At 55.2% G+C, this 12,067-nt stretch carries 10 protein-coding genes; 6 read left to right on the forward strand and 4 right to left on the reverse strand.

All coding sequences use genetic code 11. The features are described 5' to 3' along the window. Nucleotides 1-40: 40 nt before the first annotated feature. Nucleotides 41-1,618: an intermembrane phospholipid transport protein YdbH family protein gene (locus tag A11S_RS06345; protein ID WP_015467669.1), complete on the forward strand. Its 1,578-nt coding sequence runs from the start codon at nt 41-43 to the stop codon at nt 1,616-1,618. A 7-nt stretch (nt 1,619-1,625) separates the two neighbouring features. Here A11S_RS06345 and A11S_RS06350 read toward each other — a convergent pair whose 3' ends face one another. Next, a complete protein-coding gene (locus A11S_RS06350; RefSeq protein ID WP_081604765.1) occupies nt 1,626-3,866 on the reverse strand; it encodes an LPS-assembly protein LptD in 2,241 nt (746 codons plus the stop codon). Between the two features lie 142 nt (nt 3,867-4,008). After that, nucleotides 4,009-5,499: a DEAD/DEAH box helicase gene (locus A11S_RS06355; protein ID WP_015467672.1), complete on the reverse strand. Its 1,491-nt coding sequence runs from the start codon at nt 5,497-5,499 to the stop codon at nt 4,009-4,011. Nucleotides 5,500-5,770: 271 nt separating this feature from the next. Here A11S_RS06355 and A11S_RS06360 point away from each other — a divergent pair, with 271 nt between their 5' ends. Together A11S_RS06360 and A11S_RS06365 are read left to right on the forward strand one after the other, a co-directional pair. Then, nucleotides 5,771-6,046, forward strand: a complete 276-nt coding sequence (locus tag A11S_RS06360; RefSeq protein WP_015467673.1) for a hypothetical protein — start codon at nt 5,771-5,773, stop codon at nt 6,044-6,046. 108 nt (nt 6,047-6,154) lie between these two features. After that, nucleotides 6,155-6,394, forward strand: coding sequence for a hypothetical protein (locus tag A11S_RS06365; protein WP_015467674.1), 240 nt, complete (start codon nt 6,155-6,157; stop codon nt 6,392-6,394). A gap of 12 nt (nt 6,395-6,406) precedes the next feature. On the opposite strand, the gene A11S_RS06370 is transcribed toward A11S_RS06365, so the two are convergent. Further along, a complete protein-coding gene (locus A11S_RS06370) occupies nt 6,407-7,369 on the reverse strand; it encodes a small ribosomal subunit Rsm22 family protein (RefSeq protein ID WP_015467675.1) in 963 nt (320 codons plus the stop codon). Nucleotides 7,370-7,557: 188 nt separating this feature from the next. Here A11S_RS06370 and A11S_RS06375 point away from each other — a divergent pair, with 188 nt between their 5' ends. The 3 genes from A11S_RS06375 to mprF are packed head-to-tail and all read left to right on the forward strand — an operon-like array spanning nt 7,558 to nt 11,422. Further along, entirely contained in the window at nt 7,558-8,763 is a 1,206-nt protein-coding gene (locus tag A11S_RS06375) for a glycine C-acetyltransferase (RefSeq protein WP_015467676.1), read from the forward strand. Nucleotides 8,764-8,765: 2 nt separating this feature from the next. Further along, nucleotides 8,766-9,794 (forward strand): L-threonine 3-dehydrogenase, encoded by a 1,029-nt coding sequence (gene tdh, locus A11S_RS06380; protein ID WP_015467677.1) that lies wholly within the window; start codon nt 8,766-8,768, stop codon nt 9,792-9,794. Then, nucleotides 9,785-11,422: a bifunctional lysylphosphatidylglycerol flippase/synthetase MprF gene (gene mprF, locus A11S_RS06385; RefSeq protein WP_158497193.1), complete on the forward strand. Its 1,638-nt coding sequence runs from the start codon at nt 9,785-9,787 to the stop codon at nt 11,420-11,422. Before tdh ends, mprF begins: the two co-directional genes overlap by 10 nt. Nucleotides 11,423-11,490: 68 nt before the next feature. Here mprF and A11S_RS06390 read toward each other — a convergent pair whose 3' ends face one another. Further along, nucleotides 11,491-12,060, reverse strand: coding sequence for a hypothetical protein (locus tag A11S_RS06390; RefSeq protein WP_015467679.1), 570 nt, complete (start codon nt 12,058-12,060; stop codon nt 11,491-11,493). Nucleotides 12,061-12,067 lie beyond the last annotated feature (7 nt).

Consider the following 12,067-nt stretch of genomic DNA (forward strand, 5'->3'; position numbering starts at 1 on the left):
CTCCCGGCGCTTTTTTTTGATGGGGCCCGGCGCTTTTTTCATGATGGACAAAACGCCTATTCCGCTTATCCTGAAGCCAATGAAAAAAACCGTTTTAAGCATGACCGCCCTTCTGTTCATCGTCTGCGCCGGATTGGCGTTTGGCGGGTCCGGGGTGCTAGCCAAATGGCGCGTGCATCAGGCACTGGGGGCCCTTGGCTTCCCCCATGCCCATGGCGGCCACGCCGAATGGGCGGTCGGCGGCATCATCCTGCGCGATATCAAAATTGATAAAGATGCGTTCAGCACCATCGAACAAATGCGCATCAACGGCCCGCTGGCCATGCTGATGCCTTTTCTGGGCGGCATGCCATCCATCTCTATTGATCGCGCAACATTGACGCTGGATGCGGCGGCATTGTTATTGCCTTTTCGTGGTGACATGAAATTCCCGCAACAATCCCTGCCCGCGCTTTTTAAAAAGCACAATATTCAAAACATCACGCTGAACGCTGTGCAAATTGATATGAACAGCCCAGCAGGCGCGATCCGTGTTGAGGCCAAGGGACAAGCCACGGCCCTGCCCGATGGCGGTGTGCGCTTGCAGGGTGTTGTCTGGGGCTCGCAATATCAATTGACCACCACCATCTCGGCCAATGGCGAAGTCGCGGCGGATGGAACACTCTCCGCCGATTTTGAAATTCAGGACGGCAAGGCCAACATGAAAACCATCATGGCCAGCCGCATGGGCGGATGGGCCATTCTGAACGCCGCACCAAACCAGCCCGTCACGATCAGCGCGCAACTGGCCGCGGGGCAATTCGTTTATCACGGCATTGCCATGAACGGCATGACCGCCACAGTCAACGGCCCAGCCACAGCCATGAAAGCCACAATGCAAGCCGCCCTGGCTGGCACAAAGGGCACCAATATCACCGCGGATTGGGCCGGATCCATTGGCAAAACCGAAAGCACCACCATCCGCGCCCAAGTGGATAACGCCGCCGACCTTTTCGCCGCACTGGGCAACGGCGTTTTGAAACAAAACGGCCACCCCATACCGGCATTAAGTGATGATGTCCGCGAAAAACAATCTCGCCCCGGCATGATCGTAACCGCAACGGCCCGCACAACAGCCCCGCAAAAGACCTATGACCTGAGCGTTACCGGATTGGACAATGCGGAATGGATGCGTGGCGAATGGCGGCACATGCCAAGCATGATTGAACTGGACATCCACAATCTGGACATGGACGAATTTACATCGGTCGCGGGATGGAAAAACACACGGCTGTCGGGCACATTAACCGGACTGGCCGGAATTATTTTCACGCCGAATGATGGGTTGAATGTTCAAGACGCCCTGTTCCGCACGGCCTCATCCGGCACACTGAAATTTTCCGGCGATGATTTCCCCGATCACATCACAATTGAAGATGCGGGTGCCAAACAAACCCGCACATTGATGAAAAATTTCGATTACGGATTGATTGAAATTTATATTGACGGGCCGGGCGCTGGCCCCATGGATACCGACATTACCATCGGCGGACGCACGGCGGGCAATCAATCAAAGCCGGATATTATCCAGTTACACAGCAAGGCCGGGTTGATGGAACTTGTCGGGTTAAAGCCGTAACCGCTGGTTAGTCATCATCGTCATCGCTGGAACTGGACAGATTCACGCCCGACGTCGAAAACTCACCAATCTGTTTCAAGCCGATCCGGAACATAATTTCCGTCCCGCTTTCACCCGATGAATCACGGGTCAGATTACGCTCCAGCGTACTGGACAGGGTGAAACACTGACCGAGATAATCCAGACCAAAGGTTGCTTCGCGCATACCTTTTTCTTCGTCATTGCTCATGTCGTACAGGATACCGGTACGGGCCTGCCATTCTTCACTGAAGCGGTAAGCCAGTGCGCCACGGATCTGCTCACGATCCTCGCTCAGCTCCGCGCCCTCAATCTCTTTGGTGTATAAATACTGGCTCCCCAGCGTAACTGGCCCCAGATAGGCGATGGCATCCACCTCGTGACGGCGTGATGACATGTCATCCTGATCCAACTGGAAGCGATAATTGACATCCATCATATCTTTGTAGCTAGCAATAACCTGCCCCACCAGATCAGAGGTATCTTCGGACAACCCCGATCCCTCCGGGAACGGCGTGGTGTTATCGTCCAGACGATAGCTCTGGCCGAGGAAGATTTCACCCTTGCTGCCATCATAGCCATAGACACCCGTGCGCACGCCATATGTCGCATGCGATCCGTCTTCAATCCGGTCATAACCGGGGAAACGGTCGCTGGAAAACAGATTGCTGGCATCCAGTTGCACGTCCTGGCTGTCTTCGTTCGGAATGTTACTGCTTTCCGAACTGATGTTCGGGGAAACGGTCAGTGCCGCCTCGGGCGCGATTACCAGTTGGGAACGTTCGAAATCCTTGACCACGGGGTACGTCGTCACAATATGGGCGCTGGCGAAGCCACGTGTTTCCTTGCCCTCATTACTGCGTCCCGGTTCACTATCCGCAATATCGCGATCCGATGTGTAATACCCATCACCACGCAACTTCAGATCAACCGTGGTCAACAACCCGGTATCACTGGTCAGGCGACGCTGCCACCCCAGTTCCGCGACGACACGATCCATATCCTGTCCACTGCCTTCGCGGTGCAGGTTCAGAACGGACAGATCCGCACTCCACCGCCCGCCCAGCATCTGGCCCGGCTCGCCCAGCATCGACACCTGCATTTCCGGCAAAATATTCGGCTGGTCGCGTTGTTCTTCGCGGATACGAATATCCTGGAACGACAGTAATCGGCCCACGGCATAGTTACGGCCCGAGAAGCGCTCAACATAAATCTGGTTTTCCAGCACGTCATCGTCGCTGAAATCATACTGGCGCATATACTGGTCATCGGATGCCAATTCCAACCCAATGCCCGCGCGCCATTTTTCGTTGATATTCCACAACCCATCAACAATCAAATGCCCGCGCGCTTCGTCATCCTGTTCCACATCTTCGCCACCAACATCTTCGGTCCGGCTGGAATAGGTCGCGCCGCCACTCATCTCCAGATACGCGTTGTTGAAACGGTGACGGTATTCACCGAATACCAACGGCAATTGATCGGTCATGGCCGTCACGCCAATCGTGGCATCACGGTGCGGGTCAATGGCGTAGTAATAACTGTTGCTGATTTGCAGACCCAAATCACTGCTATACCCAAAACTGGGCGTCAACAGACCGCTTTTCTGATTCACCGTTCCATCGGCGTGGGACACATACGGAGTCCAAAACACCGGCACGCCAAAAACATCAAACGTCGCATTGCGGTAAACGATACGCTGTTCTTCCTTGTTGTGAACAACTTCGCTGGCCCGAATTTGCCAAACCGGTTCAGCATCCGGATTTGTTTCGCACGCTTCGCACGGCGTATACGCCGCTTCGGTCAACGTCGTAACATTCCCACCTTCACGCACACCACGGTCGGCCCACAAGCGCGATCCATCTTCCAGCGTGGAATAAACGTGATCGACATACCCTTCCGTCATTTGCTTGGACAATTCCAATTCATCCGCACGGTGTACGTCACCATTGGCTTCGGTCAAAACAACATTGCCGACGGCCTTGGCCTTGTCTGTTGTCAGGTTATAAATAACCTTGTCCGCCTTCAACGTGCGGCCGCCCTGCACCATCTCCACATTGCCCGTGGCGGTGACGGTTTGGGTTTGATCGTCATGGACCAGATTGTCCGCGACAAAATCCACCGGGCCCTTTTCCGGTTCCAGCGTTTGCGCCAAGACAGGAGTTCCCGCCAGACAGATCAGGCAGGAACACAACAAAGCGGCTTTACGCAAACGGAAAAGGCTGGACATGCCATCCCCAAAGAGAATTTAGAAAACGAAAAAGGCCTGCGCGAACGCCAGACCAAACCCCGCACCCATGATCATGGATGCCCCGGGACAAGTCAAGTCAAAGGACTGAAAAAACAGCAGATTTTGTAGGATTTTGGCCCGATTATTTCCGCAGGAACGCCGGCAGATCATCACCAAAGCTGGCCGGACCGTCATCATCATGGTCGCGGCGCGGGCGTTTATTGTGTTGCGGGTTTTGCTGCTGCGGACGCGGCTGTTCGCTACGTTGCTCACGGGCCTGCGGCGGGCGTTGTTCACGCGGCTGGCGCGGCTGATCATCCCGGCGCGGGGCCTGACCCTCTTCACGGCGCCCATCCTCACGACGGGGTCCACGGGCCTGTTGCGGGCCGCGATCATTGCGCCCGCCAGCTTTATTGTCACGGCCGCCGCGGCCACGACCGCCCCGATCACGACCACCTTCGCGGCCGCCGTCTCTGCGACCTTCGCTGGCCTCACCCGGCTGGGGCGCATCAAATCCTTCGACCGTTTCAACCGGGATCGGTTTTTGAATGCGCTGTTCAATGGCGGCGACATATTTCGTGTCATCCGGCGTGGCCATGGTCCAGGCCCGCCCGGTCATGCCGGCGCGGCCCGTGCGGCCAATACGGTGAACGTAATCATCGGCATGCATCGGCACATCAAAGTTGAACACGTGCGATACCGCATCCACATCCAGACCACGCGCGGCCACATCACTGCACACCAGCAAACTGACCAAGCCTTCTTTGAAATCCAGCAACGTTTTTGTACGTGCGGATTGCACCATGTCGCCATGCAACGGCGCGGCGGCATAATTGTGGTTTTGCAGGAATTTCGCCAGACCCGCGATATCCTTTTTCCGGTTGCAGAAAATGAACGCGTTTTTCACGTCTTCCTGCTGGATCAGCGCGTCCAGCAATTCCATTTTCTGACGTTCCTTCACCCACACCAAGGCTTGACGCACATTGGCGTTGGTTGATGCCGGAGCCGCAACCGCAATGGTTTTCGGGTTGCTGAGGAATTTGTCGGCTAGACGCTTAATTTCCGGCGGCATTGTCGCCGAAAACAGCAATGTTTGGCGCATCGGCGGAATCTTGGACACGATCTTCTCAATATCGGGAATGAACCCCATATCGAGCATGCGGTCGGCCTCGTCGATCACCAGAACCTTGATATCGTTCAGCAGGATATTCCCGCGTTCGAACAGGTCCAGCAAACGCCCCGGCGTTGCGATCAGAACATCCACACCGCGATCCAGCAATTTAATCTGGTCGCCCATGGATTCACCACCGACCAGCAAAGCTTTCGTCAGCGCGTTATACTTGCCATAGGTGTCAAAATTTTCGGCAACCTGTGCCGCCAGTTCGCGTGTCGGAACCAGCACCAGTGAACGCGGCATGCGCGCCTTGGCCCGGCCACCGGACAGGATTTCAATCATCGGTAATGTAAAACTGGCCGTCTTGCCCGTGCCTGTCTGCGCCAGACCAACAATGTCGCGCATCATCAAAACCACGGGAATGGCTTGTTCTTGAATGGGGGTCGGTGTGGTGTAGCCGCATTCTTCAACGGCTTTCAGAACTTCAGGGCTCAGGCCCAAATCTTCAAAGGTGGTCATGCAATCGTTTCAATCTGATGGTTCATCTGGCGGACCCGGATGGCCGGCCAATACGTGTAAAGATCCTTGAATTTGTGGGCTTTTCATAGCGTATGGGCCGCCTTAAAGCAAGCTTTACAGGCACAACGCCGTGATCCGGCAGGTTTTTCGCCCCCAATCTTAATAATATGAAAAATATATTGACGTCCGCTTAAAAACGGCGCAAATTCCCCCTCGAAATCAGCCCGAATGGGCACACCCCCACGGAATAGAATAATAGAGGAATAGTACAATGAGCGCACAACACACTTACACCGTGACCCTGGCCGATCAAAACCAGGTATCCCCGCACAGCCATCTGGAAGGAATGGAAAACGCCATCAGCGATATGGCTTTCGTATTCAACTTTCAAGCTGACGTCACCAAAAACCCGGTCAATGCCGAAGGCAAGCTGAGCCTGAAACTGGTTGCGAACGAAGAATTTGCCGCCTTGGTTGAAAACACCGCTGGTGTAGAATCCATCAAAAAACACCCGCACACGCCGTGCTGTGGCGGTTGCAAACCGTAAGCGGTTTTTGATAGATACAATTTAGAAAAAGCCGGGCCATCAACACGCGCCCGGCTTTTTTAACCAACGATAAAAAAATAAAAACTGCGGTATAGAGGAATAGAAACGATGTCTGACAAATACATTGTCACACTGCACAGCCACGATGTTCAGCAACAGGACACGATGCGCGATAAACTGCTGGATCTCGGCTGTGAATTCAATCAGGCCGTGTTGGTTCTCAAACGCGGCCCCTCGCACGAAGGCCAGCAACTGACCCTGATCTGCAAAGAAAACTTCGCGGAGAAGATCGAAAGTACGGACGGGATTAAATCCATCGTCAAAACCGGGCCATCGTACCAGATGTAGAATTTTTCGCTGTTACAGTGAAAAATCGACCGCATCGCCCCAATCAAGATGCTTGATATCCTTGTACCGCGGATCGCTTTTGGCGATCTGCGCCGTGCCAAAATCACCATTATCGTCGCACATTTCCACCTGCATCACCTTGGCTCCGGCGACATGGCCCAGAACGCGTCCCTGTGGCAACGCCACGGGCGTGCGGGAAAACGCGATGTAGGAGAATTTTTCATCCTCATACCCAAGCGCCCCGCCCTTTAATGACCGGTGCAGCTTGCTGCGCTCCACCCGTTGGGAAAAATGGCACCAGCGCTTGACCGCATCATGCAACGGGCACGCCCCCATTTGCGGGCAAGGCGCGGCAATGGACCCGCCTTTTTCCAGCAATTGGTCGCGCACGTCCTGCACGACGGCGCTGCCCTCTGGCGTGCCTGGCTCGATAATCACCAACATGCCGGAACACGCGGCCCAGAGCTTATCAACCACCGCCGCCCTTGCCCGGGCGTTCAATTCGTTCAGGACATACCCCGCCGTGATCAGGTCAAAATCCTTCCCCGGCATATCAACCGTGGCCAGATCGCCGTTGATCCAGGTGCCGTTGGGCACCAAACTGGCCCCAATACCGCGCAAATGGGCGTTGGGCTCGATCAACGTCACCTGACGCAAGCTGTCAAAATGATCCAGCGCGGCCAGCGCCACCGTTCCCGGCCCGGCCCCAACATCCAACATCGTGCGGGGCGCAAAATCATCCGGTAACCGGCCCAGTACGTGTTCCGCCGCGCCGTATGTGGCGGGCAGGCGCGTGCAGACATAGGCCAAGGCCTCGGCCCCGTCGCGGATTTGCAGATTGGCGCCTTCCCTGGCGAAACTGCCTTCACGGCGATAGCGCGTCGAAACGGCCTCGGCGGCATCCCGAACGGCATTGAGGCCCGTTCCGGCCATTAAATTATCAATTTTTTCGCGCAAATCTACGGGGATGGGCATGGGTTCAGGTCCTTTCGCAGCCGCATCATACAGACCCGCACCCGGTCCTTCAATTCCGGCCTTTGCGGTGGTATTGTGACCCCCGCATTGACAAGCCGTCATCCCGGCGAAAGCCGGGATCTTCCCGCCATAATGGACGAAGACTCCGGCTTTCGCCGGAGTGACGTAAAAAGAAAAGGATTATGCCCATGAAAACCGCCCTGCTCGCCCATCTGGAGAAAGAAATCGCCGCCGTCCGTGCCGCCGGATTGTACAAAGGTGAACGTGTTATCACGTCTCCACAAAGCGCGGATATCACGGTGGCGGGCGGTGATCATGTTTTGAATTTCTGCGCCAACAATTATCTGGGGCTTGCCAATGATCAGGATTTGATCGACACGGCCAAGGATACGCTGGATTCCCACGGCTTTGGCATGGCGTCCGTCCGCTTTATCTGCGGCACGCAGGACATTCACAAAACACTGGAACGCGCCATCAGCGAATTTTTGGGGACCGAAGACACGATCCTCTACTCCTCCTGCTTTGACGCCAATGGCGGTTTGTTCGAAACGCTGCTGGGCGAAGACGACGCGATTATCAGCGATGAACTGAACCACGCCAGCATCATCGACGGCATCCGCCTGTGCAAGGCGAAACGCTGGCGTTACAAAAACAATGACATGGCCGATCTGGAAAAAGCCTTGATCGAAGCCAAGGATTGCCGCCACCGCCTGATCGCCACCGACGGCGTGTTTTCCATGGATGGTTACATCGCCAACCTGCCCGCCATTTGCGATCTGGCCGAAAAATATGACGCCATGGTGATGGTCGATGACAGCCACGCGGTTGGTTTCACTGGCCCGAATGGCAAAGGCACCCCGGAATATTGGGGTGTGCAGGACCGGGTCGATATTATCACCGGCACGCTGGGCAAGGCCCTGGGCGGCGCATCGGGTGGGTACACATCCGGCCCGAAACAGGTGATTGAATGGCTGCGCCAACGCTCCCGCCCGTATCTGTTTTCCAACACGCTGGCCCCGGTGATTACCGCCACGGCCATCGCCACACTGGATAAACTCTCCGGCAAGGGCGGTGCCGATCTGCGCCAACGCCTGAAAGACAACAGCCAGTATTTCCGCGCCGAAATGACCAAACTGGGCTTCGATCTCGCCCCCGGCGACCACCCGATCATCCCGGTGATGATTTACGACGCCGCGCTGGCCAGCCGTTTCGCCGATGAAATGCTAAAACGCGGCGTCTACGTCGTCGGCTTCTCCTACCCCGTCGTGCCCCAAGGCAAAGCCCGCATCCGCACCCAAATGTCCGCCGCCCACACCCGCGCGCAATTGGATAAGGCGATTGCGGCGTTTGCGGAGGTTGGTAAAGAATTAGGCATCCTGAAGAAAGCAGCATAACCATGAAATCCCTGATGAAATCCAAATCGGAACCCGGCATTTGGATGGCGGACAGCCTGAAGCCGGATATTGGTCCGAATGATGTTCTGATCCGTATTAAAAAATCCGCCATCTGCGGTACGGATCTGCATATTTACAAATGGGACCAGTGGGCACAGAAAACTATTCCCGTGCCGATGGTTGTCGGTCATGAATATGTCGGCGTGATTGAAAAAGTCGGGTCCGAAGTCAAACACCTGAAGCAAGGCCAGCGCGTGTCCGGCGAAGGGCATATCGTGTGCGGTCATTGCCGCAATTGCCGCGCGGGCAAACGCCATTTGTGCCCGAATACGTTGGGTGTCGGCGTTAACCGCCCGGGCAGCTTTGCCGAATTTTTATCCATTCCCGCCGACAACGTCTTCCCCATTCCGGATGACATTGACGACGAATTGGCCGCCATTTTCGACCCGTTCGGCAATGCGGTTCACACCGCTTTGTCCTTCGATCTTGTGGGCGAAGATGTGTTGATTACGGGCGCTGGTCCGATTGGGTGCATGGCCGTGCCCATTTGCAAACATGCGGGCGCGCGCCATGTGGTGATTACCGATGTGAACCCGTACCGCCTGCAACTGGCCGAAAAAATGGGGGCAACCCGCGCGGTGAATGTCGCCACGGAAAAATTATCCGACGTCATGGCCGATCTGGGCATGAAGGAAGGGTTCGATGTCGGCCTGGAAATGTCCGGCGTTGAAAGCGCGTTCCAGCAGATGATCGGCAACATGATGAATGGTGGTAAAATCGCCCTGCTGGGTATTCCGCCCGGCGGAAAAATGGATATCGACTGGAACCAGGTGATTTTCAAAGGGCTGATTATCAAGGGCATCTATGGCCGTGAAATGTATGAAACATGGTACAAAATGGTCTCCATGCTGCAATCCGGCCTGAACATCCGCGATGTGATTACCCACCGCCTGCCCATCGACCAGTATATCGACGGGTTCGAGGCGATGAAGTCCGGCCAGTGTGGGAAGGTTATTCTCAATTGGGACTAATCCTGAAAAACTTCGCGTACTCTACGTTACAACATGTTGTCCCGCTGATCTTTTCGATCTTGCTGTTCTGCGGCGGAGCCATGTTGCTTGTATCCGCCGCCCTGCCCATCGTGCCGGAAAATTTGAAATGGATCAGCCAGGTTGAACCGCTGACCTTTATCGAACTCTCCCACATTGTCAGCGTGTTGTCGGGCCTGTTCCTGCTGTTCCTTGCACGCGGGGTGCGGTTGCGGTTGGACGCGGCCTATTACGCCTGTATCGCTGTTCTGGCGATCGCCATTCTGGCCTTGACCTTTAAGGGGCTTGAATGGAAACAGGCGATGATGCTGGGCGCGATGTTGTTGCTGTTTATTCCCACGCGGAAATACTTCAACCGCAAGGCCTCGCTGTTCACCATGCAATTCCCGCCGGAATGGATCGCGTTGATTGCGCTGGTTCTGGCCTTGGCCACATGGCTGGGGTTCGAGGCGTATAAGCACGTCGAATACGCCCATGATCTGTGGTGGCGGTTTTCGTACCGCGAAGACGCGCCGCGATTCCTGCGCATGGTTCTGGTCACGGGTGCCTTTATCTTTGCCTATGGCCTGTACAATATTTTCAAGGTCGCCCGGCCCGAACAATCGCCCGTTTTATCCGCCGATGACCGCGCCCGCCTCCACGCCATTGCCACCGCATCGAACGATTGCACCAGTTTCCTGTCGCTGATGGGCGATAAAGCCGTTTTGTGGAGCGACAGCGGCAAGGCCTTTATCATGTATGCCATGACACCGCGTTACTGGGTTGCCATGGGTGATCCTGTTGGCGATGCCGCTGAATTCCCGGCCCTGTTGTGGAAGTTCCGCGAAAACGCCGATCTGCACAACGCGCTGGCCGTTTATTATCAGGTTTCCGACCGGCATTTGCCGCTCTATCTCGATCGCGGCCTGATCCTGCTGAAAATCGGGGAAGAGGCCCGTATTTTCCTGCCAACCTTCCACACCGATGGCGGCAAGCGGGAAAACCAGCGCAAATTACGCAACCGCATGCACCGCGATGGGTACAGCCTGCATATCATTGAAGGGGCCGAGCTGGACGCCGCCATGCCCGCCTTGCGCGTCATTTCGGATTCATGGCTGGCCACGAAGAAGGTCAAGGAAAAAGGCTTTTCCCTTGGCTTCTTCGATGAATCTTATATCCGCTCCACCCGTGTCGCCGTGGTGAAAAAAGACGGGCGTATTTACGCCTTTGCCAATATCTGGGATCTGCAGAACCGCGAACAAATCTCGCTCGATTTGATGCGCTATGACCCGGAAGATTCACCACCGGGCATGATGGAATATCTGTTCCTCGACACCATCTTCTGGGCCAAGGATCAGGGGTACCAATGGTTCGGGTTGGGCATGTCGCCCCTGTCCGGGTTGGAAGAACACGCCCTCGCCCCGCTGTGGCATAAAATTGGCCGCACCATCTATAAACACGGTGAAGACCTTTATAATTTCGAAGGATTGCGGGCTTATAAATCGAAATTTGATCCCGTCTGGCGTCCGCGTTATATCGCCGTGCCGCCAACACCGCGTATTCCCATGGTTTTACTGACCGTGGCCCGAATTATTTCCGGTGGATTCCGTGGGATGTTTCAAAAACGCTAACGCCGCCAGACATTCACACTGGAGCATAAAACAAAACCCCCGAGAACAGGGGGTTTTGTTTTTATTGATCAGGCATGAAAACATCCATCGCCGGATGATGGCGGGCGCGGTGATACACCCCGTTCGGCCAAGGCCTTCACAACATCCTTCATCCCTGCCTGCGCCGCCATTTCATGCAATGTCGGGCCATAGGTTTTCATGACACTGAACGCCGTGCAGATATCAAATTCAATACGCGCCGAAATATTGGTCCGCGTATTATTCACCAAAGCCAACGCAATTTGATCGGCACCATTTTGAATGGCATAGGCCACGATGGGCGTTCGCGCCGTGGTGCTGGTCCCGCCGCTATAGGGCGCATGCGGAATTTGAACATCAGACAGGGAATAATTCACGTTATAGCCCAGCATTCTGCCCATCGCCACGTTGAATACGGCCAGATCGTTTCGGCGAATAATGGCCCGCACAAAATCATCTTTCTGAAATTCGTCCAGCTCGATCGTATCCAGAATTTTGGACAATCCCTGAGCATCAGCGTTTTCAATCGTCGTGCGCATCGCGCCCATCATGGCACGATGGGTTTTCGCGTCCTTATAGGACTGAACCAGACTGTTAAACACCTCACGAAGAATATTCATGGAAACA

It is taken from the genome of Micavibrio aeruginosavorus EPB, from assembly GCF_000348745.1.
Taxonomy (GTDB): domain Bacteria; phylum Pseudomonadota; class Alphaproteobacteria; order Micavibrionales; family Micavibrionaceae; genus Micavibrio; species Micavibrio aeruginosavorus_A.

Excerpts from the sequence above, each read along its gene's own strand:
- A11S_RS06345 (WP_015467669.1), top strand. The coding sequence starts at position 41 with ATGATGGACAAAACGCCTATTCCGCTTATCCTGAAGCCAATGAAAAAA.
- A11S_RS06350 (WP_081604765.1), bottom strand. The coding sequence starts at position 3,866 with ATGTCCAGCCTTTTCCGTTTGCGTAAAGCCGCTTTGTTGTGTTCCTGC.
- A11S_RS06355 (WP_015467672.1), bottom strand. The coding sequence starts at position 5,499 with ATGACCACCTTTGAAGATTTGGGCCTGAGCCCTGAAGTTCTGAAAGCC.
- A11S_RS06360 (WP_015467673.1), top strand. The coding sequence starts at position 5,771 with ATGAGCGCACAACACACTTACACCGTGACCCTGGCCGATCAAAACCAG.
- A11S_RS06365 (WP_015467674.1), top strand. The coding sequence starts at position 6,155 with ATGTCTGACAAATACATTGTCACACTGCACAGCCACGATGTTCAGCAA.
- A11S_RS06370 (WP_015467675.1), bottom strand. The coding sequence starts at position 7,369 with ATGCCCATCCCCGTAGATTTGCGCGAAAAAATTGATAATTTAATGGCC.
- A11S_RS06375 (WP_015467676.1), top strand. The coding sequence starts at position 7,558 with ATGAAAACCGCCCTGCTCGCCCATCTGGAGAAAGAAATCGCCGCCGTC.
- tdh (WP_015467677.1), top strand. The coding sequence starts at position 8,766 with ATGAAATCCCTGATGAAATCCAAATCGGAACCCGGCATTTGGATGGCG.
- A11S_RS06390 (WP_015467679.1), bottom strand. The coding sequence starts at position 12,060 with ATGAATATTCTTCGTGAGGTGTTTAACAGTCTGGTTCAGTCCTATAAG.